Annotated in this window: 20 protein-coding genes and 4 tRNA genes; 6 read left to right on the plus strand and 18 right to left on the minus strand. The window is 70.6% G+C overall.

Annotated elements, in window-relative coordinates:
• From B1759_RS17665 to B1759_RS17710, 11 genes are all read right to left on the minus strand, one after another.
• On the minus strand, positions 1-153 hold a 153-nt coding region (locus tag B1759_RS17665; protein ID WP_233134430.1), incomplete at its 3' end, for a GTP-binding protein.
• Between the two features lie 64 nt (positions 154-217).
• Positions 218-289: transfer RNA gene (locus B1759_RS17670), tRNA-Thr, on the minus strand.
• Positions 290-328: 39 nt separating this feature from the next.
• Positions 329-401 (minus strand) — tRNA-Gly (locus B1759_RS17675).
• A gap of 76 nt (positions 402-477) precedes the next feature.
• A tRNA-Tyr gene (locus B1759_RS17680) sits at positions 478-560 on the minus strand.
• Positions 561-604: 44 nt separating this feature from the next.
• A tRNA-Thr gene (locus tag B1759_RS17685) sits at positions 605-677 on the minus strand.
• 48 nt (positions 678-725) lie between these two features.
• Complete coding sequence (locus tag B1759_RS17690) at positions 726-1,388, minus strand: DedA family protein (RefSeq protein WP_095516413.1); 663 nt, start codon at positions 1,386-1,388, stop codon at positions 726-728.
• A gap of 1 nt (position 1,389) precedes the next feature.
• Positions 1,390-1,863: a 2-C-methyl-D-erythritol 2,4-cyclodiphosphate synthase gene (ispF, locus tag B1759_RS20075; protein ID WP_198949003.1), complete on the minus strand. Its 474-nt coding sequence runs from the start codon at positions 1,861-1,863 to the stop codon at positions 1,390-1,392.
• A 72-nt stretch (positions 1,864-1,935) separates the two neighbouring features.
• A complete protein-coding gene (gene ispD / locus B1759_RS20080; protein WP_304442431.1) occupies positions 1,936-2,622 on the minus strand; it encodes a 2-C-methyl-D-erythritol 4-phosphate cytidylyltransferase in 687 nt (228 codons plus the stop codon).
• A 65-nt stretch (positions 2,623-2,687) separates the two neighbouring features.
• Entirely contained in the window at positions 2,688-3,770 is a 1,083-nt protein-coding gene (queA, locus tag B1759_RS17700; protein ID WP_095516414.1) for a tRNA preQ1(34) S-adenosylmethionine ribosyltransferase-isomerase QueA, read from the minus strand.
• A 98-nt stretch (positions 3,771-3,868) separates the two neighbouring features.
• Positions 3,869-5,182 (minus strand): fumarylacetoacetase, encoded by a 1,314-nt coding sequence (gene fahA / locus B1759_RS17705; RefSeq protein ID WP_095516415.1) that lies wholly within the window; start codon positions 5,180-5,182, stop codon positions 3,869-3,871.
• Positions 5,183-5,306: 124 nt separating this feature from the next.
• A complete protein-coding gene (locus tag B1759_RS17710) occupies positions 5,307-6,254 on the minus strand; it encodes a hypothetical protein (RefSeq protein WP_095516416.1) in 948 nt (315 codons plus the stop codon).
• A gap of 132 nt (positions 6,255-6,386) precedes the next feature.
• Here B1759_RS17710 and B1759_RS17715 point away from each other — a divergent pair, with 132 nt between their 5' ends.
• The 3 genes from B1759_RS17715 to B1759_RS17725 all read left to right on the plus strand — a co-directional run bounded on the left by B1759_RS17715 (position 6,387) and on the right by B1759_RS17725 (position 9,739).
• Positions 6,387-7,541 (plus strand): lipopolysaccharide assembly protein LapB, encoded by a 1,155-nt coding sequence (locus B1759_RS17715; RefSeq protein WP_095516417.1) that lies wholly within the window; start codon positions 6,387-6,389, stop codon positions 7,539-7,541.
• Between the two features lie 75 nt (positions 7,542-7,616).
• Positions 7,617-8,837 carry a cystathionine gamma-synthase gene (locus tag B1759_RS17720; RefSeq protein ID WP_095516418.1) on the plus strand — a complete coding sequence of 407 codons (1,221 nt, stop codon included), beginning with the start codon at positions 7,617-7,619 and terminating at the stop codon, positions 8,835-8,837.
• Between the two features lie 128 nt (positions 8,838-8,965).
• The gene (locus B1759_RS17725) at positions 8,966-9,739 is read left to right on the plus strand and encodes a CDP-alcohol phosphatidyltransferase family protein (protein ID WP_143537474.1); all 774 of its coding nucleotides are present in this window, start codon (positions 8,966-8,968) and stop codon (positions 9,737-9,739) included.
• A 22-nt stretch (positions 9,740-9,761) separates the two neighbouring features.
• Here the strand turns inward: B1759_RS17725 and B1759_RS17730 are convergent, their stop codons facing one another.
• The 4 genes from B1759_RS17730 to B1759_RS17745 form a co-directional block, all read right to left on the minus strand.
• Positions 9,762-10,241: an MOSC domain-containing protein gene (locus tag B1759_RS17730; RefSeq protein ID WP_095516420.1), complete on the minus strand. Its 480-nt coding sequence runs from the start codon at positions 10,239-10,241 to the stop codon at positions 9,762-9,764.
• A 78-nt stretch (positions 10,242-10,319) separates the two neighbouring features.
• Positions 10,320-11,141: a DUF547 domain-containing protein gene (locus B1759_RS17735; protein ID WP_095516421.1), complete on the minus strand. Its 822-nt coding sequence runs from the start codon at positions 11,139-11,141 to the stop codon at positions 10,320-10,322.
• A 30-nt stretch (positions 11,142-11,171) separates the two neighbouring features.
• On the minus strand, positions 11,172-11,915 hold the full coding sequence (locus tag B1759_RS17740; protein ID WP_095516422.1) for a DUF1573 domain-containing protein: 744 nt from the start codon (positions 11,913-11,915) through the stop codon (positions 11,172-11,174).
• A 3-nt stretch (positions 11,916-11,918) separates the two neighbouring features.
• Positions 11,919-14,945, minus strand: a complete 3,027-nt coding sequence (locus B1759_RS17745; protein WP_198949007.1) for a thiamine pyrophosphate-dependent enzyme — start codon at positions 14,943-14,945, stop codon at positions 11,919-11,921.
• Positions 14,946-15,158: 213 nt separating this feature from the next.
• Here B1759_RS17745 and B1759_RS17750 point away from each other — a divergent pair, with 213 nt between their 5' ends.
• Genes B1759_RS17750 through lhgO form a run of 3 tightly spaced genes read left to right on the plus strand, consistent with a single transcriptional unit; the run spans position 15,159 to position 18,343 of the window.
• Complete coding sequence (locus B1759_RS17750) at positions 15,159-15,740, plus strand: hypothetical protein (protein ID WP_095516423.1); 582 nt, start codon at positions 15,159-15,161, stop codon at positions 15,738-15,740.
• A 2-nt stretch (positions 15,741-15,742) separates the two neighbouring features.
• On the plus strand, positions 15,743-17,149 hold the full coding sequence (locus tag B1759_RS17755) for a T9SS type A sorting domain-containing protein (RefSeq protein ID WP_095516424.1): 1,407 nt from the start codon (positions 15,743-15,745) through the stop codon (positions 17,147-17,149).
• A complete protein-coding gene (gene lhgO, locus B1759_RS17760) occupies positions 17,150-18,343 on the plus strand; it encodes an L-2-hydroxyglutarate oxidase (protein WP_095516425.1) in 1,194 nt (397 codons plus the stop codon).
• A gap of 70 nt (positions 18,344-18,413) precedes the next feature.
• Here lhgO and B1759_RS17765 read toward each other — a convergent pair whose 3' ends face one another.
• The 3 genes from B1759_RS17765 to B1759_RS17775 are packed head-to-tail and all read right to left on the minus strand — an operon-like array spanning position 18,414 to position 20,578.
• Entirely contained in the window at positions 18,414-18,689 is a 276-nt protein-coding gene (locus B1759_RS17765; protein ID WP_095516426.1) for a TfoX/Sxy family protein, read from the minus strand.
• Between the two features lie 5 nt (positions 18,690-18,694).
• On the minus strand, positions 18,695-19,078 hold the full coding sequence (locus tag B1759_RS17770; protein ID WP_095516427.1) for a BLUF domain-containing protein: 384 nt from the start codon (positions 19,076-19,078) through the stop codon (positions 18,695-18,697).
• A gap of 3 nt (positions 19,079-19,081) precedes the next feature.
• Positions 19,082-20,578: a HAMP domain-containing sensor histidine kinase gene (locus B1759_RS17775; protein WP_198949008.1), complete on the minus strand. Its 1,497-nt coding sequence runs from the start codon at positions 20,576-20,578 to the stop codon at positions 19,082-19,084.
• Positions 20,579-20,588: the final 10 nt, after the last annotated feature.

A 20,588-nucleotide genomic window follows, 5' to 3' on the forward strand; every position in this document is an offset into this window, starting at 1 on the left:
GTCGATCTCGTCGAAGCCCTTGGCGACGCCGCCCGACTTCTCGGCGAGCACCTTCGTGATCGCCGCCGTCAGCGTCGTCTTGCCGTGGTCGACGTGGCCGATCGTGCCCACGTTCACGTGGGGCTTGTTCCGCTGGAATTGTTCCTTCGCCATGGGTCTGTGTCGTTACTGCGCGCAGCGCAGGTTGAGGAGGTCACGGACGCGGCCGGAGCCGCAGAGCCTCCTCCCGGATTTGAACCGGGGACCCCTTCCTTACCATGGAAGTGCTCTACCACTGAGCTAAGGAGGCGATGTGCGGGATGGCCCCGCGGGGCCGTCTGGCCCTCAGAGCGGGAGACCGGGCTCGAACCGGCGACATTCACCTTGGAAGGGTGACGCTCTACCAACTGAGCTACTCCCGCAAAACCGACCGCGGACGCGCAGCCATGTGCCCGACTGCGTCGAGAACACGACTGCCGTCCGCAGACAGCTTCATCGTGGGCAGGGAAGGATTCGAACCTCCGTACTCGTATGAGAACAGATTTACAGTCTGTCGCCTTTAACCACTCGGCCACCTGCCCGGTGAAAGAACATGCGATGCTCGGATCGGAGCGCCCATCGGCGGAGCTGACGGAGGGACTCGAACCCACGACCTGCTGATTACAAATCAGCTGCTCTACCAACTGAGCTACGCCAGCAGCGCGGGCATCGCGAAGTGCGAAGCTAGCCCGGCCGGACGCCGGAGGTCAACCGCCGGAGGGGGGCAATGCGGCTCCGGGAGGGTCTCTTCGCGGTGAGTTCTTCGGTCGACGCCGCCAACGCCTGATTGTGACGCCCAGGAGGCACATCGCGAGAAGGGCCGTCACCACACGGCCGTACTGAGCGAGCCACTCCAGCAACCGGTCGTACTCGCGGCCGAGCAGCGCGCCTCCCCAGACCAGCAGCACGCTCCAGGCGATCGCGCTGACCGTGGCCCAGACCATCGTCGGCCTCCAGCGCAGCGCCGACGCGCCAGCCAGGAGGCCGATCACGGCCCGACCGCCTGCGAGGAACCGGTTGGCCGCGATCACCGCATAGCCCCACCGGTCCAGCCAGCCCTCCACCCTCGCCAGCGCACCGCGTGGAATCCAACGCCACCGCGTCGGGTCGTGGATGGCTACGCCCAGACGTCGTCCGGCAGCGAACACGGTCAGGAAGCCAGCTGCTCCCCCCAGCGACGCCAGCGCGACCGTCGGCCAGAACGAGAGCACGCCGAGCCCGACCAGGGACCCGCAGAGGACGATCACGGTGTCCCCCCAGATCGGCGGGACGAGGTTTTCGCCGTAGGCCACGCCCAGGAGCACCGCGTAAATCCCGACCGGCGGCAGTGCCTCCAGCCACGCGATGAAGTCGGGGACCCAGGTCTCCACCTTAGGCCTGGATCAAGAGACACACGGCGTGTGCCGCTGCGCCCTCGCCCGTCCCGACGAATCCCATCCCCTCCCCCGTCGTGGCCTTGACCGATACCTGCCCGAGGCCGACGCCCAACGCCGCAGCCAGCGTCTCGCGCATGGCGTCGATGTGGGACCGCAGCTTGGGCCGCTGCAGCACGACCGTCGCGTCCACGTTGCCGACGCCCCAGCCCGCCTCGGAGACTCGCTGCACGACCGCGCGAAGCAGGCCGATGCTGTCGGCCCCCTTCCACTCGGCGTCGGTATCCGGGAAGAGGGCTCCGATGTCGCCGAGGGCCGACGCCCCGAGGAGGGCGTCGATGATGGCGTGCGTCAGCACGTCGGCATCGGAGTGGCCGTCGAGGCCGACCTCGGAGGGCACGGTCACGCCGCCCAGGATCAGCGGGCGCCCTGCGACGAGGCGGTGAACGTCGTAACCGTGGCCGATGCGCATAGGGGTGGAGATGGGGACCCGCAAGATGACTCCGAAATGGGACCGCCGACCGAACATCGTACCAGTACGTCCTCACTCCTCACTCGCTGCCCAGTCCGGCCAGAGTGCCTCCGCCAGCTTCCAGTCCGAGGGGCGGGTCAGCTTCGTGTTGCGCGCGTCCCCCTCCACGATCCAGACCGGGTGCCCCGCATGCTGGAGCAGGCCGACCTCGTCCGTGGCGAGGTGCCCCGCCGCGTTGGCCGCCGCCCGTACGAGCCAGTCACGGCGCGCTCCCTGTGGGGTCTGCATGGCCCACAGCCCCTCCCGAGGCACCGTCGTCCCGAAGAGGGGTCCACGTCCTCCCTGGCGGAGGGTGTCGGCGACCGGCAGCGCCGCCGCGGCCGCGCCATGCGCGAGGACAGCCTGGAGGACAGATGCAATAACGGCCTGCGAGACGAACGGCCGAACGGCATCGTGCACGAGCACCGTCCGCACGGCTGGGGGCAGGGCGCGGACCCCGTGGGCCACGGACGCCTGTCGGCTCGGCCCTCCCGTCACCACGTCTGCCTCGGCACCGTACTCGGCCAGAAGCGCACGGGTGGCGGCCTCCTCCCCGACCGGGACCACCACCACGGCGACATTGACTGCGGGGTGCCGGTGGAACGCACGCAGTGTCTGCACCAGCACCGGAGCGCCTCCGAGGCGGCGGAACTGCTTCGGCGGCGCGCCTGCCTCCGCCATCCGAGACCCGGACCCGCCTGCGGGCAACACCACGCCCACGCTCGGGCCGGGCGGCGGACTCGCATCCGACGGGCCTCCCGCGTCCCGTACCCCGTGGCCCATCTCTACAACACCAGCATCGCGTCGCCGAACGAAAAGAGGCGGTACTCCTCGCGGATCGCGGTCTCGTATGCCTCCACCAGCAACTCGTAGCCCATGTAGGCCGCCACCATCATCATGCGCGGCGAGCGCGGCCGGTGGAAGTTGGTCAGCAGCCGGTCGGCGATGTGGAACGTGTGGATCGGGTAGATGAACTTGTCCGTCCAGCCCCGCCCCACCTTGAGCGTCTTCGCGGCGGACAGCGTGGACTCCATGGCGCGCAGCACCGTCGTCCCGCACGCGGTCACCGTGGCATCCGGGTCGGCCATGGCACGGTTGACGCGCTCGACGGCCTCCGGGCGGACCTCGAAGTACTCCGAGTCCATCCGGTGCTTCGAGAGGTCCTCGACCTCGACCGGCTGGAACGAGCCCAGCCCGAGGTGGAGCGTCACGTTGGCGACCTCACACCCCTTGTCCGTCATCGCCTGAAGCAGGTCGGGCGTGAAGTGGAGCCCGGCGGTCGGGGCAGCCACGGCCCCGCGGCGGCGCGCGAACAGCGTCTGGTAGCGGACCCGGTCGGCGGGCTCGGCTTTGCGGCGCAGGTACGGCGGGATCGGCGTCTCCCCGATCGCGTCGATGGCCTCGTAGAGAGCCTCCGGCGAGCCGTCGAACATGAACCGGAGCGTCCGCCCGCGGCTGGTGGTGTTGTCGATCACCTCGGCGGCGAGCGTGTCGCTGAAGACCAGTTTGTTGCCGACACGCACCTTCCGCGCAGGGTCCACGATGGAGTCCCAGAGGCGGTGCTCGGAGTTCAGTTCCCGGAGCAGAAACGCCTCGATCTTGGCGCCTGTGTTCTCCTTGATGCCGCGGAGCCGGGCCGGGAACACCATCGTGTCGTTGGCCACGAACACGTCCCCGGCGCCGAAGTACTCGGGAAGGTCGCGGACCGTCCGGTGCTCGATGGTGCCGCTGGCTCGGTCCACCACCATCAGCCGTGCGCTGTCCCGCGGTTCCGCGGGGTACGCCGCCACGAGTCCCTTGGGATACTCGAATCCGAAGTCGGACAGGCGAAGGGCGTGTTGCCGAAACGAGTGGTGAGCAACCTGCATGCGGAGCGGTTTCCGTGACGCGATGCGACCGCCGGGGCGGTCTGGGGAGGCACGGGCCGGCGGTGGGGACCGCCCGAATGCGCCTGAATATAGGGGCCTTACGAAGCCAGAGGGAGGCCGCCAGCCGTGGAGTCAGAGGGAAGGATGGTCCCCGTGACCTCTCCGAACCCGATTCGAAGGTCGCCTCGGACGGCTTCGCCGGAGAGCAGAACACGATCTCCATCGCGCAGGAACGTCCGGGTGTCGCCGTCCGGGAGGCTGAGGGGCCGGGTGCCGCGCCAGGAGAGTTCCAGGAACGATCCGTAGCTGCCGGGCTCCTCCCCACTGATCGTCCCCGACGCCATCAGGTCGCCGGGGCGCGCGTTGCAGCCGTTCACGGTGTGGTGGACGAGTTGCTGCTCGGGGCTCCAGTAGAGGTTCTTCGCGTTCGAGGTGGCCACGACGTGCGGGTCGGCGCCGGCCTCGCGCATCGCGGCCGTCTCCAACGCCACCGTCAGGTCGATGTCGAGGCTTCGCGGCTCGGGCTGGCGGAGGTACGGCAGCGGCTCGGGGTTGCCCGCCGACGCGTCCTGCGCCTCCCCCGGAATCCGGAACGGCTCCAACGCGGCGTACGGGACCACCCAGGGCGAGACCGAGGTGGCGAAGTTCTTGCCCAGGAAGGGCCCCAGCGGCACGTACTCCCACTTCTGGATGTCGCGCGCGCTCCAGTCGTTGACCAGCACGAAGCCGAAGATCTGCCGGCCTGCCTCGGCCATCGGGAGGGGCGATCCGAGGTCGTTGCCAGGCCCGACGAAGAAGCCGAGTTCCAGTTCGATGTCGAGCAGCTTCGACGGACCGAACACCGGCGGCGCGTCGTCGTCGGGCCGCTGCTGGCCGCTCGGACGGACGACATCGGTCCCGCTCACGACCACCGAGGACGCCCGGCCGTGGTAGCCCACCGGCAGGTGCAGCCAGTTCGGCATGAGGGCGTTCTCGGGCCCGCGAAACATGGTCCCGACGTTGGTCGCGTGCTGCCGCGACGAGTAGAAGTCGGTGTAGTCTCCGATCTCGGCCGGGAGGTGCATCGTCACGTCCGCGAGCGGGACGATGGCGTGCTCGCGCAGTGTCGCGGAGTCCCTGAGATCCGGCGCTCCATCCGCGCGCAGCAGATCCTGCAGGCGGGAGCGGACGGCATCCCACGCGTCAGCCCCGAGCGCCATGAAGGCGTTCAGCGACGCGTGGCTGAACACGGGCCCGCGCCCGGCCCCGGCAGCGGCGATCAGACCGTGCTGTTCCAGCACATCGAGGTCCACCACCCAGTCGCCGAGGCGGACGCCCACGCGGGCAGGGTGGCCGGCTGTCGAGAAGACGCCATACGGCAAGTTGGCGAGGCCGAAGCCGGAGTCGGAAGCGAGGTCGAGAAAGGGAGTCATCAGAAAAGGTGAGCCGGCGGTCGGGAGGGCCCGACGGAAAAGAGAACGGGGGCCTGGCGCACACCCTGAACACCGGAAGGCGTCTCCAGGAGTGTCACGGGCCAGGGAGGCGTCGGCTCCGGATCTAGATCCAGCCGAGCGCGCGGAGGTCGTCGATGGGCTCGTCGAAGGAGCACGAGCCGAAGCTGAGTGCAGCCTGCTGGCGCGCATCGGCGACCTCGGCCGCCGATGCGCGCAGCGACCGCCACTGGAGATCGTCGCCGGCGGACCACGCGGAGGCGTCGTCGTCGGCCAGGATCTCGGCGAGGTCGTCCGGTCCGAGGCTGTGGAGGCGGGCGAGCGCCGCGCCCCCGAAGACACCCAGGAAGCCGAACATCCGCGCCCCGACCGCCTCGTCGTCGTTGGGGAGCGGGTGATGGAGGCCCGCGGTCGCCTTGAAGGGAGCGCCCGCCCGCAGCGCATCCGTCAGGGCAGTCGCGAGCGTCTCGACGCCAGGCACGAGGTCCGGCGTCACCCCGCCGCAGCGGAACTTGAGCGCGAACGAGGGCCGCCCCGCTCGCCCGTTGGCATCGGCGACGGCCTGCGCGGCTGGAGCGACGCTGTCGGGCGCGTCGAGAACCGGCACTTCGAGGGCAGCCCGCGGCGCGGCGCCCGTGCCGAAGGCGTCGTCCAGCGCGCCCAGCATCCCGGCGAGCGCGTCCGCGTCACGAGCGAGATCGGCGGGCAGCTTCAACTCGAACCGGTCGCACCGGAGACGGTCGGGGTGGGCCGCCTCGGTGGCGCGGGCGGCGTCGAGCGTCCGTCGCGCGGCGCCGAGCCAGTCGTCGCCCTCCGGGGGCAGCCCGAGGACGGAGAGCGCCCACGGACCGGAGACCTGTGCCTCGTCCATCGCCTCCACCAGCGCGCCGAGGCGGCTGGCCGGGAGGATGAAGCGAGCGAGCAGGCCCGCCTCGGCGCTGCGCCGGTGCCGGGCGTAGGCCGCGACGGCGGGCGGCAGGTCGAGCGAGGCGGGCGGAAACAGGCCCGCGTAGTCGATGAGGCCGTCGGTGAGGGCGTGCGCGGCGGGAGTCATGGATAAGAAGCCTGTGGAGGACGGGCGAAGCCGGACCCAGGCGGTAGGTTGGGCGTGGAAGGGTACGACCCACCCGACCCGCCTCGTGATCCCCCGAGGCGCTTCTCCCGCGTTTCCGCCCGCCACCTCATCATGCCCTCACGCATCCCCACTCTCCTCCTCGCCCTCGTGTTCGCCCTCCTCGCGGGCGGAGCCGACGGCTGCTCCAGCGACCCCAACGTCGAAGGCGCCAAGCTCGACCTCCGCAACGGCGACTACGAGCGCGCGCTCGAGAACATCGACGAGGCCCTCGCCACCAACCCGGACAATGTCGAGGCGCTCCAGCTGCGCGTCGAGATCCTCCGCCAGCAGTACGAGAACACGCCGGGCGCCCAGCCCAAGGCAGCCTTCCTGGCGGCCAACTTCGACGACATGGTCTCGACCGCCGAGCGCGCTGCGTCACTCGCGCCGGATGACCCGACCAACGAGACGGTCAACCTGTCGCTCTGGGTGCTCGCCATCAACGCGGGCAACGAGCTGATCCGCGACCCGCAGGCGGATGTCGCCGATGCGATCGGCTACTTCCAGCGCTCCACGCAGCTCGTGCCGGACTCGTCGCAGGGGTACCTCGGCCTCGGCCTTGCCAACCTCCGCACCGGCGACGCCGCTCAGGCGCTCGCGCCGCTGGAGCGCGGCGTCGAGGTCGCTCCGGACGACCCGATCCTGGCCTACTACTACGGCCGCGCCCTCGTCCTCTCCGACCGTCCCTCGGACGCCGTCACGTTCCTCGAAGGCGCCCAGTCGCGCTTCCCCGAGGACGAGGACGTGCAGACGATGCTCTTGAACGCCTACACGCTCGCCGGTCAGACCGACCAGGCCATCGACCGCTACGCGGCCGTCGTCGACCAGCAGCCGACCAACCCGACGTACCGCTACAACTACGGCGCGCTCCTGCTCCAGGCCGAGCGCTACGACGAGGCCGTCGAGCAGCTCACCGAGGCGACCCGGCTCGCGCCTGACAACTCGGACGCGTTCTACAACCTCGGCGCGGCCTTCCAGAACCGCGCGGCGGCTCTCAACGAGCAGTACATCGCCGACCCGGAGGCCGACGGGGCGGACGCGCTCATCGAGCAGCGCAACGAGAACCTGGAGATGTCTGTCGCTCCGCTGATGCAGGCGCGCACGCTCTCCGCGGGCACCGAGGACGAGGCGGGCGTCTGCGACGCGCTCTTCCGCGTCTACACGCAGCTCAACCGCGTCGACGAGGCCCAGGCCGTCTCGGAGTGCGCCGGCATCTCGATGAACTAAGGTCCGACTCCGGATCGCCTGACCCCGCGGGGGCGTGGTTCGCCGCGCCCCCGCTTCTGTTTCCCCCTGCCCCTCATGTCCGACTCCCTCTCCCTCGGCGCCGACGCCCCCGGCTTGGCTGACGCCGACTTTCAGTTCGGCACCCGCGCCATCCACGCGGGCCAGCAGCCTGACCCGACCACCGGCGCCATCATGACGCCGGTCTTCCAGACCAGCACCTACGTCCAGGAGGCGCCGGACGTCCACAAGGGCTACGACTACGCCCGCGTCGGCAACCCGACCCGGACAGCTCTGGAGGAGAACCTCGCGTCGCTGGAAGGCGCTGCCCACGGCATCGCGTTCGCGTCCGGCGTCGCAGGCATCGATGCCATCCTGCGGCGGCTCCGCCCCGGCGACCACGTCGTCTCGACGAGCGACCTCTACGGCGGGACCTACCGCCTGATGACGCAGATCCACCAGCCGATGGGCGTGGAGTTCACGTTCGTCGACCTCGCCTCGCCCGACGCGCTCGCCGACGCGATGACAGACGCGACGAAGCTGGTCTGGATCGAGACGCCGACCAACCCGCTGCTCCGCATCTACGACATCGAGGCGCTGTCGGCGGTCGCCCACGACGGCGGTGCGAGCGTCGCCGTCGACAACACATTCGCGAGCCCGTACCTCCAGCAGCCGCTGGCCCTCGGCGCCGACCTCGTGCTGCACTCCACCACGAAGTACATCGGTGGCCACTCCGACGTGATCGGCGGCGCCGTGCTCACGTCCGACGAGGACTGGACCGAGCACCTTCGCTTCCAGATCAAGTCGGTCGGCGCGGCGCCCGCGCCCCAGGACTGCTTCCTGCTGCTCCGGTCCACCAAGACCCTGCACCTCCGCATGGAGCGCCACTGTGCCAACGCACGGGCGGTCGCCGAGTACCTCCGCGGTCACGACGCCGTCGCCCGTGTCCTGTACCCGGGCTTCGAGGATCACCCCGGCCACGCCATCGCAGCCAAGCAGATGCACGACTTCGGCGGCATGGTGTCGCTCGTCCTCGCCGACGATACCCTCGACACAGCCGTCCGCTTCATGCAGTCCACGAAGCTGTTCTCCCTGGCCGAGAGCCTCGGCGGCGTCGAGAGCCTCGTCTCCCACCCCGCATCGATGACGCACGGCTCGATCCCGGCGGAGGTGCGTCGCGCGGCGGGCCTGCCCGACAGCCTCGTGCGCCTCAGCGTCGGCGTGGAGGACGAGGCGGACCTGATCGCGGACCTGGACCAGGCCCTCGCGACGGTCCACGACTCGGCCGTCTCCGCGTAGCGCCGGGTGCCCAGACCAGACGCGGGGCGCACGCTCCGGGAGGGTGCCCGCCCTGCGTCTGGTACGGATGTCACAGGAGAGCCGATAACACTCCGGTTACCTTCGCGTCTCCCTCCGACGTGCCCGACGTGCCCTCCCCTTCCCCGACCGTTCTCGAAGAGCCCGCTCCGGTGGCCCCCCCTCCGGCGCCGAAGCGGCGCGTCAACGACATCCTGCTGGGTCGCTTCGAGCGCTGGGCGCTGCCGCGCATGGCCGCCCGGCTGCCGGACTGGATGACGCCGGACGGGCTGACGAGCATCGCCATCGTGGGGTCGTTCCTGTCAGCCGTCGCCTACGGTCTGGCTGGCTCGAACCCCGTCTGGCTCCATGTCGCGTCGCTGGGTCTCGTGATCCACTGGTGGGGTGACAGCCTCGACGGCACGCTGGCCCGCGTTCGCCAGATCCGTCGCGAGAAGTACGGCTTCTTCGTCGACCACCAGGCGGACGCCATCTCGACGGTCGCCCTGTGCGTGGGCCTCGGGGCCGGTGGGCTCCTGAAGATGGAGATCGCCCTGGCCGTCTGCGTGGGCGTGCTCATGCTGATGTTGCTCGTCAACATGGTGACGATCGCGCGGGACGTATTCAAAATCTCGTTCGGCCTCCTCGGGCCGACCGAGCTCCGGCTGATCGCCATCGGCTTCAACACGCTTGCGTGGGCCGCCGGTCCGCGCGAGTGGGCCGCCTTCGGCACCACCTGGACGCTCTTCGACGCACTCGGTGTTCTCAGCGTCGTCCTGCTGGCGGTCGTATACCTCGTCGGCCTCGTGCGTGAGACGCGCCTGATCGGCCGCCTCGACCCGACGCCCGAGGCAGGGCAGGACGGCATTCCCTACGACCCGACCGGGCAGGAGCGGACCGACTGAATCGTGCCGCCGCCGGCGCCTCTCAAACGGATGAGTCCACGCCGCTCTCCACGACGGAGACCGCATCCCCCGGACGGACGATGCCTTCGGTCAGCACGCGAGCGTACCAGCGGGTCTCGTCGGGCGCTCGGTCCGGCTTGATGCGCTTGAACGCCCGGTCTGCGAAGAACGCCGCGATGGTATTGCAGGGCTCGACGCGCTGGGTCAACTGGAGCCGCGCCTCTCCCACGTCCAGCACATCGCCGACCTCCAGTGCCGGCCAGTCGAGCCCCGATACGGTCAGGTTCTCGCCGATGGCGCCCGGGAAGATCGGGTGCCCCTCCGCTTGAAGCGCCTGGATCAGTTCCAGCGAGAACAGGCAGACGGCCCGCTCGGGGCCTCCATGCACCTTCGGGTGGTTGACGCTGTCGCCGCTCAGCCCCTCGCGGCCGACATGAGCTTCGGCTACGGCGAGCTTCGGGACCCCACCGGGAGACGTGTTGACCTGGAGGACAGTGGGCATGGAGGCGTGAGGCGTGAGGCGTGAGGCGTGAGGCGTGAGGCGAAGATGCCCACCTCGGCACGCGCGCGCCACCTCAGACTACCGCGCCCGGTTGACCGTCCAGTCGTAGGCGAATGTCACCGTCCGGTCCCTCCGGAGTTGGGCGGCCGTCTTGCCCGCCAGCCGCGACCGGAGCGACGACGCCCGCGAGGCGGGCATGGCGGCGAGCAGCACATCCCCGACGGGCCGAGCGGCCTCGAAGTCGTCTGCGAACCAGTCGAACAGGGACGACAGCACGAGTCGGCGGCCGTCAAGGCGAGCAGCGCGGGCCGACCCGGCGAACGCACGGAAGCGGGCGTCGAGGTCGGCGTCGAGCGACGAGGCGCGAAAGGCGCGACCAGCGAGCGGCGGGCACGAGACCGCGGCGCAGTTCAGCGCGGCGTGGATGCGGTAGTCGACCCGGCTCGGCCGCAGGCGCCCCAGCGCGGCCGGGACCGCGGCCCCATTCACCCGCGACTGCCGGCGCAGGACGCCATGCTCCAACTGGTCGAGCGTCATCCGCAAGCCTGCGACCGCGACCGGCTGCCGGAAGAACGCCCCGAAGAGATCCTGCCGTTCGAGGTTCGTCGCCCGCGGCGAGGCGAGGACGCGCGCCAGCACGTGGGCGTTGTAGGCGTTGACCAGGAACGCCGTCTTCTGAGCGTCCGAGCGGAGCGCGGCGGGGTCCTGCGAGGCGACGGCTGCCAGCGCCGCGTCGAGGTCGGCACGATGGAGCGACGCGAGGCGAGCGTAGTCCACTCGCCCATCGGACTGGACGACGCCTGCGAGGACGCGCGTCAGCGGCGCCTCGACAGACGCCTGGGACGCGGCCGCCCCGGAGAGCAGGAGGACGAGGACGGCAACGAGCGGGAAGCGGATCATGCCCCTCGAACGCGCCCGAGGCGCGCGGTCTTACTCGCTGTCCGGAAGCGTCCGGGCGGGTCCTACGCGGCCGACCATGCGGACCCGCTTGACGGGCTCGTCTGCGTCGGTGGTGTGCAGGACGATCTCGACCGAGACCGCGCCATCCACGGCGAGCGCGGCGGGGTCGGCGATGGAGACGAACAGGCCGCCGAGATGATCGGGAAAGAACGGACGCGGCGGCGCCGCCACCTCCACGCCCTCGGGCGCCTCGACGCGCTCGATGCGCACGGGCCGGTCTCCCGCGTTGGCGAACTGGAATGCCGCCTGGAGCGGCTCGCCGAGTGGCGCCTCTCCCCCATCCGCCTCCAGATGATCGAACGCGAGCGACCCGATGCGCTCCCCGATGTCGGCCAGCGCAGGGCGGACGACGCCGGTGATGCGGAGCGTCACCGCCGACGGCTCGGCGCCCTCCGCCACCACGGAAACCGTCTTCTCGAAGTCGCCCGGCCGGCCGTCGGGGTCGTACACGACGCGTACCTCACCCGTTGCGCCCGGCGCGACGGCCTCGCTCGTCCAATCCGGCGTGGTGCAACCGCAGGCGGCGTGGACCTCCGTCAGTTGCAGCGGCGCGTCGCCCGCGTTCGTGAAGTGGAACGTGTGGTCCGCCGGTCCGTCGGCCTCGGCGATGGCGCCGAAGTCGTGGACGGGCGCCTCGAACACGAGCCGCGCCTGCGCCTGGCTGGGGAGCGAGGCGAGGACGGCGAGAAACAGCAGAAGAGGAATGCGAGTCATCGGTCAGTACGCGAGGAGATCGCGGGCGGCGGCGAGCACGTCGTCGTCCTGTGGGAGGACGGCCTTCTCCAGCGCGTCGGCGTAGGGGATGGACGAGAACGCCCCGGCGACCCGCTTGACCGGGGCATCGAGGTGGCCGAAGGCCGCGTCGGAGACCTGGGCGGCCACCTCGGCGCCGAAGCCCATGAACTCGTGATCCTCGTAGGCGACGAGCACGCGGCCCGTCTTGCGCGCCGACGCGAGCACGGTCTCGCGGTCGAACGGCAGGATCGAGCGCACGTCGACGACCTCGACCGACACGCCCTCCTTCTCCAGCGCCTTGGCCACGTTGAGCGCCTTGTACACGATGGCGCCCCACGTCACGATGGTCAGGTCGGTGCCCTCGCGGGCGACCACCGCCTTGCCTAGCGGCACGAGGTACTCGGCGTGCGGCTCGGGGCGCCGCGCCGGACCCTGGCGGTAGAGCGCCTTGTGCTCCAGGAAAATGACCGGGTCCTGCCCGCGGATGGCCGTCTTCAATAGACCCTTCGCGTCGGCCGCGTTGGACGGCATCACGACATGGAGACCGGGCCAGTGGCTGAACATCGCCTCGACGTTCTGGCTGTGGCACAGGCCGCCGTGGATGTAGCCACCGCACGGCACGCGGAGGACCATCGGGTTGGCCCACGTCCCGTTGGAGCGGTAGCGCATCGACGCGACCTGGTTCCGGAGCGGCTGCATGCCGGGCCAGATGTAGTCGGCGAACTGGATCTCCACGACAGGCATGTAACCGGACGCGGCCAGTCCGACAGCGCTCCCGATCACGGAGTGCTCGGCGAGCGGGCTGTTGAAGCAGCGGTGCCGACCGTGCTTCTCGGTGAGTCCGCGCGTGGCAGTGAACACGCCACCCTTGCCGCCTCCCACGTCCTCGCCGTAAACGAGAACCCGCTCGTCGCGGGCCATTTCCTCGTCGAGCGCGTGGTTGATGGCGTCCACCATCACGATCAGGTCGCCGGTCTCACCGTCGACCTCGTACTGCCGCTCGTCCGGCCCCTCGTAGTACACGTGACGGAGGGCGTCCGACGGGTCCGGGTCAGGCTCGGCCTCGACGGCTCGCGCCAGGCGGTCGATCTCGGCCGCGATGTCCACCTGCATCGCCTCGATCTCGTCCTCGGTGAGGATGCCCGCCTCGACGAGGCGCGCGGCGAGGCGCGGGATCGGGTCGCGGGCGGCGTCGGCCTCGATGGCCTCGGCCTCGCGGTATTTGCGGTGGTCGTCCGACGACGAGTGCGGCAGCAGGCGGACGAGGTCGGCATGGAGCGCGACCGGCCCGTGCCCGGCGCGGATGTGGTCCATCGCGGCACGCGCCGCCGCGACCGACTGGAAGAAGTCGGTGCCGTCGTACCGGATCCGCTGGAGCCCGGCGTAGCCGCCGAGGAGGTGCCAGATCGAGCCGCCCGCGGTCTGCTCATCCACCGGGACCGAGATCGCGAACTTGTTGTCCTGCACGTGGAAGAGCACCGGCAGCGCCTCACGCGCGGCCCAGTTGAGTGCCTCGTGGAAAGCGCCCTGGCTCGTGGAGCCCTCGCCACCAGAGACGTAGACCGCGCGGCTCGACGCACCGTCCGACACCGCCTCGGCATCCTCGCGCTTGACGCCCAGCGCGAAGCCGACCGCGGGCACGTACTGTGCGGCCACCGACGACGACGTGGACAGGATGTTGAGATCGCGGTGCCCGAAGTGCTCAGGCATCTGGCGCCCGCCGCCGAACACGTCGGCCGCCTTGCCGAAGTGGGCGCGGAGCACCTCCGTCGGCGTCACGCCGACCGTGAGCGCCGTGGCGAGGTCGCGGTAGTAGAAGCAGAACCAGTCCTTGCCGCCCTCGAAGTGACGCGCGACGGCGATCTGGCTCGCCTCGTGCCCGGCGGACCCGATGTGGAAGAAGCCCTTCCCCTGCTTCAGCAGGGTCAGCATCTTCTGGTCGAGACGCCGCGAGACCATCATCGTGCGGAGAGCCTGGCGCAGTTCCTCAGGCTCAAAGTCCTCCGGGCCGAGGGTCGGGACTTCCAGGGTGCCCTCGGGGCTCCCGAGGCCAGGCGCGTCGGCCTTCTCTGCGTCAGCCTGAGCCTCGAACGCGTCGTCGACGGCGTCGGTGGTCGCTGCGGTCTCTTCGGTCTCGGCGGTCGCTTGAATCACAGGAGGGTGGGTCGTCGGTGTGGCCACGCCCGCCTCGGCGGTCGGCAGCTCCACCGCATTCGGTTCGGCGTCGGGGAGGGCCACGTCGGCGTCGGGCATCGTCTCCACCGACGTGGCGGGAAGGAAGGTCGGGATGTCACTGTCGAGCGCCTCCTGCTCGGCCGCGGTCGCGTCCGTTGGCAACACCTCAGACGCCGAGGCGTCCGGGGTGGCGCTCGTGGCTTCGGTCATCGTGAACGCGTCGAAAGAGAGCGCCTCCGAAGCGATGGGCTCGCCGACGGAAGGCTCCGCTCCGGAGTCCTTCGGCAGGGTCGCGCCCTCTCCGAGGCCGTCGAATCCGGCGGCGGGCAGGGCATCGGCGTCCTGCAGGCCGGTGAAGGCGTCGTCGGAGTCTGCCTGGGCGAAGTCGCCCTCAGCCACCGTCCAGTCCGTGTCGAGGGCCTGAGCGGACGCCGGCGCGTCTTCAGCCTCAGCATCGGGAGCCGACGAGCCCGTCTCCGACACCGCGTCGACAGGAAGCGCTTCCAGGTTCTCGCTCATCATCGGCGCGGCGGCGTCCAGGTCACCGGGGACCGGCTCGGGCACATCGCCGGCAGCCCAGACGAAGGCCGGAGTCTCCGCCTCGGGCGTGGGCACGTCGGACACGAACTCGGACGCATCGGCGCGGACGAGCGCGTCGAGGGCATCGTCGTCGACACCACCGGTGCCGAACGACTCCGGGGCGAGGTCATGGGCGCGCGCACTGCCGTCGCCGGGCTCGTCCCCCGAACGGGGCACGTCATCCTCGGGGCTCAGGAACGTCCGCATCGAGAAGCGCGAGCGGGAGTCGTCGGGGCGGCGGTCGTCGGAGGCCATGATGGAGCAGGAAGGGACAAAAAGAAGTGTGCGACGCGCAGCCTCGGACAGGGGGCAACGGACGCCGGAAAGATACGAGGCGCTGCAACGCGTCCCGGCCGGGTCCGGTGCCCCGCGCCTCACGAAACCCCGCTGTGCCATGCCGAAACGGGCCTCCATTCGGAATTGACACCTACGCCCCCTAGATTGCGGCCTCCTCGTCCCCCCACCGAGATGCCTGCTGCCCGATGGCTGACCGCCGTGCTGGCGGTCCTGTTCGTGGTGCCCGTCGCCGGCGCCCAGCCCCTGCGCCTGAGCGCGAGCAGCCCCCGCGTGCTGTTCAGCGTCTCAGACTCGGTCAAGACCGACCGCGGCGTCCGCGAGCGCGTCACGCGGACGGTGACCTACGACCCCGTCGCGGGCACGACGACCGACCGCACCACGGGCACGGACGGGCACGTCTTTCGAGAGTCGGTTCGGATGTCGTCCGTGATCGCCCCGACGCCCGACGAGGCCGAGGCCGCGCGCACGCTCACGGCCTCGCACTCGGACATCGCGCCCCTGATCGCTGGTGCACGCGGGACGGTCCACGTCGAGGGCGGCTTCCCGCTCGTCCGCGAGGACGGCCACCCGTGCGGCCCCGGCGGGCGCTGCGTGTTGATGGATGTGTTCGAGACGACCCCCGGCCGGCCCGCGGAGCGTCTTCGCTACGTGATCGTCGACCTCCGCACGCTCCGCGTCCTCGACGCCGATGCCGACCCCGAGGCGGACACCAACCTCGCCCACCCGGCTGCGCGTCGGCAGTCCCGCTTGTAGCCATGTTCCGACACTCCCGCATCGGGCCGGTCGCCCTGCTCGGCCTCGGCCTGCTCCTGGCCCCGGCCGCCCTCGCCCAGATCGAGTTGACGGAGGGCACGTGCCAGACCAGCAGCCGGTATTTCGAAGGGCCCCCGGAGCCGACCGTCCCCAACGGCCACATCGCCTGGCCGGCGGACGCTCCACTCTGGGAGTTCGACCTGTACCGCCCCGCCAACCGGACCTCGCTCAACGGCGGCGGGCTCGAACTCCGCGACGTGTTTTACCGGGGGCGGCTCGTGTTCGCGCGGGCGAGCGTGCCCGTCCTCAACGTCGAGTACGACGAGGGCGGCTGCGGCTGCTTCCGCGACTGGCAGGACGAAGAAGCCCTCATCGACGTAGGCGCCGACGCCGTGCTGACGCTCCCCTGCCTCGCCCAGGCTCAGCCGGGCGCGGTGCAGACGGCGTGCGAGGCCAACGGTCCCGCCAACCCGACCCCCGGAGGCGACGTGGGCGACTTCACGGGCGTCTCGGTCGAGGACTACGGCGACGAGCTGGTGCTGACCGCCCACATGCAGGCCGGCTGGTACCGGTACCGGATGAAGTGGCACCTCTATGCCGACGGCCGCATCTGGCCCGAGTTCTCGTTCGCCGCCGCGGACGCGATCTGCACCCAGACCGGTCACCGCCACCACGCCTACTGGCGCTTCGACTTCGACCTCGACGGGACGCCGGACAACGATGTCATTCGGGAGCACCCGACACCGGGCAGCACCGGGCTCCGCTTCACGACCGAGGCCTCGCGGCTCCTCGCGGGCGCCGCGGACCCGACCTACTTCAGCATCGTCGACGCCGACACAGGCATCGGGTATGAGATCCACCCTGGCGAGGAGGACCGGCGCCTCCCGGCAGACGTGTTTTCCAAGACCGACGTGCTCGTCCTCCGCTACAAGATGGACGAGATCGACGACGGCCAGACCGTCTCGACCGGGTGCGCCTTCGAGTTCGAACCGTTCGTGGACGCAGAGTCCATCGAGAACGAGGACACGGTCTTCTGGATTCGGTCGGGCGCGCTGCACAGCGAGGGCCAGCCGTATGAGTGCGACATCGTCGGCCCGATGCTGAGACCCATCGGGTTCAACGTGTCGACCGTGCCGGGTGTCGTCGGGGTCGAGTTCGAGTCGGCGCGGCCAAACCCGTTCCAGGGTGCCACGACGAGCCGCTTCCGGGTCGAGACCACGCAGCCGGTCCGAGCCGAGCTGTACGATCTCGCAGGTCGGCGCGTGCAGATCCTGTTCGACGGCATCGCGCCGCGCGGCGAGTGGCAGACGATCCGCATCGATGGCCGTGAGTTGCCCGCAGGCACGTACGTCGTCCGCCTTCGCGGCGAGACCGCCCGGGGGACGACACGCGTCGTGCTGGTGCGCTAGATGCGCGCGGACCTCATCGTGGTCGGCGGCGGCCTCGTCGGGCTGGCGACGGCACGCGCGGCGCTGGCGGCACGTCCCGGCCTCCGCGTCACTGTGGTCGAGAAGGAGCCCGCCGTCGGGCGCCACCAGTCGAGCCGCAACTCGGGCGTGCTCCACGCGGGGCTCTACTACCGGCCCGGCAGCCGCAAGGCCGCGCTCTGCCAAGCGGGCAAGGCGCGGATGGAGGCCTTCTGCGACGCCGAGGGCATCCCGTTCGTCCGCTCCGGAAAGGTGGTCGTGGCCGTCGACGCCTCCGAGGTGCCCCGTCTCGACGCGCTGCAAGAGCGGGCCGCCCAGAACGGCGTGGCCGTCGAGCGGCTGGACGCCGACGGACTCCGGGAGCACGAACCCCACGCGGCGGGCGTCGCCGCGCTCTGGGTGCCGTCCACCGGCGTGACCGATTTCGGTGCCGTGGCCGACCGCATGGCGCTCCGCCTGCTGGAGGCGGGCGCGGAGTTGCGCACCGGCACGTCGGTGGTGGGCGGACGCGAGACGGCTGCGGGCGTGGTCGTGGAAACCGACCGCGGCCCTATCGAAGCGCGTGCGCTCGTGACCTGCGCGGGCCTCTGGGCCGACCGCGTCGCGAAGCAGTTCGGCGCCCGGCCGTCCGTGGAGCTGGTCCCCTTCCGAGGCGAGTACGTCGCGCTCCGCCCCGCGGCGGCCGGCCTCGTGCACGGGCTGATCTACCCGGTGCCGGACCCCGCCCTCCCCTTCCTCGGCGTTCACCTCACGCGCCGCATCGATGGGACCGTGGACGCCGGGCCGAGCGCGGCGCTGGCGTTCGCCCGCGACGGCTACCGTCTCCGCGACGATCGCCTGGGCGACCTCGGCGAGGCGCTCGGGTCGGTTGCGTTCCGGCGGCTCGCGCGGCGGCACCTGCGCTCCGGGCTCGGCGAGCTGGGCCGGTCGCTGAGCCTGCGCGTGTTCTGGAACGCTGCACGGCGGCTCGTCCCGGAGTTGGCGCTCGACGACCTCGTCCGCGCCCCGTCCGGCGTCCGCGCTCAGGCCCTCCACCCTGACGGCACGCTGGCGGACGACTTCGTCATCGAGTCCACTGCGCGGGCGGTCCACGTGATCAACGCGCCCAGCCCGGCGGCGACGGCGTCCCTCGCGGTCGGGGAGGTGATCGCGGAGCAGGTCCTCGCCCGGCTGTAAGGGGCACCTGCGACGTGATCTCCGACGGGTCCGGCTGCGAGCCAGCCCGGCCACTCCCCCCTTCCGGCGGTCAGGGACTGGCAGGCCCGACGTCGAGCGTGCCGGCGGCCCGCTCCTGTATCGCCCGTTTTTCGTCTTCCGAGAAGCTCGCCCAGTGACGGTCGTCCAGCGCGCCGACGAGGGCATAGAGCAGGTGCCGCGTCGCGCCCGCATAGCGGTGCCGGACCATCCGATAGGCCATCACTGCGCCTACCTCGCGGAGGTCGTCGGCGGAGTGGATGCCTACGTCGGCGAGCATCCAGTCGGAGACCGGCCCCAGGTTGCGGAGGCTCGACGGGAGGGCCACGCGACCTATGCGGGTGGCGGGCCGAGGCGGTCGACGAGGTGGTCGAAGCCCTCGGGGTCGTCCGCGGCGCGGCGCTGGAAGGCCATCGTCCAGTCGCCGAAGGTGCGCTGCCGGATCGCTCCCTCCATCTTGACCTCCACGTTCACGTGTCGCGTCGCCGGGAGGATGCGTTGCTCGAACACGTCGCGCACGGCGTCTCGCGGTCCCTCGATCCGCTGGACGAAGGTGCCGGGACGCTCCTCGGCCACGGGGTCCTCGTAGGCGAGGAAGCCGGTCACGCCGAGGCGGCGGTTGTAGGCGCGCGACACCTCCAGGAGGGTGTCCAGTTCGGCCTCCGTGAACGGGCTGACCGCCTCGGAGACGTAGACGAGGGCGTAGAGATCGTCCACAGCTCAGGCGGTTTCCGTGCGCGCGCTCACCGCCGCGCCGTCGCCACCGGGCACCGACTCGGCGAGCGGCAGTTCGAACCAGAAGCGCGTGCCTCGGTTCTTGGTGCTCTCGACGTGGATCGTCGAGCCGTGCGCTTCGAGGATCTGGCGGACGATGGCGAGGCCGAGCCCGGTGCCCCCCTCCTTGCGCGAACGCGCCGTGTCGACCCTGTAGAAGCGCTCGAAGATGCGGTCGAGGTGCTCCTCGGGGATGCCGCGGCCCGTGTCGACGACCTCCACGCGCGCCTTGTCCATGTGGCGGCGCATCCGGCAGCGTACCGACCCTTCGTCGGAATACGCGATGGCGTTGTCGATCAGGTTGGTCAGCACCTGCCGGATCCGGTTGCGGTCGGCCACGACCAGCAGCGGGTCGTTGGCGTAGGTCAGTTCCAGCCCCTTCGCCTCGGCCTTCGGGTCGAGCATCTCCCCGATCTCGCCGATGAGGTCCTGGAGGTCGAACTCGGTCGGGCGGATCGAGTCCTCACGGTACTCCAGCTTGGCGATCTCGATCAGGTCCGAGAACAGGCTGTTGAGGCGCTGAAGGTTCGCCAACCCCTTCTGAGCGTAGCGTTTGCGCTGTTCGGTGGGTAGCGTGTCTGAGCCGAGCGCTTCGAGGTAGCCGAAGACGGCGAAGATGGGGTTCTTCACCTCGTGGCTCACGTTGCCGATGAACTCGTTCTGGATGCGCTGCATCCGCCGGAGTTCGTGGATGTCCGCCCGGAACCGGCCCGCCATGTGGTTCAGGCTGCGGGCGAGGTCCTGAAACTCGGCAGCGCGCGTGCGGACCGTGATGCGGCCGTCGAGGTCGCCTTCGTTGATCTGCTGCGCGCTCCGGGTGATCGCCGTCAGCGGGCGCGTGACCTGACGGGCGGCCGTCCACGCGCCGACGAGCGCCGTCAGCAGCGCCAGCACCATGCCCACCGCCAGCGCCGCCTGGAGCGACTGGATGGCCCGGAGCAGTTGCGGCACTGGCTCTCCGATGCGGACGATCAGGCCCGACTCGGGCCGCACGAGCGCCATGTGGAGTTGCATGCCTCCATCGACGCCCCGCCGCTCGGCGAAGCCGACCTGGTCGTCTGCGGCGAGTGCCTCGACCACCTCCTCGCGCTCGAAGAACGGGGTCGGGTCGCCGCCGAGGTCGGCAGAGGGCCCGAAGTCGCCGATGACCTCGTCGCGGGTGGCGATCCCGACATCGACCTGCGTCAGCTCAGCGATTTGCTGCGCGAGGTCCAGCCGCGACGCGCGGTCGGGCTGGGCTTCGAGCTGGACGGCGAGTCGCTCGGCCTGCTCGCGGACCGTCTCCCGGGCGGCATCGCGGACCTGCCCCTGGAGGATCAGGAATGCGTACAGCCCGACGCCCACCACCGCCAGCCCCACGAAAAAGGCAAACGTGAGCATCATCCACGTCTGGGTCGAGGCCCGACGTGGATAAACGAGTTCGCGGACGTTGCGCCAGCGCATGGTGTCGCGG

This window comes from Rubrivirga sp. SAORIC476 (genome assembly GCF_002283555.1).
Taxonomy (GTDB): domain Bacteria; phylum Bacteroidota; class Rhodothermia; order Rhodothermales; family Rubricoccaceae; genus Rubrivirga.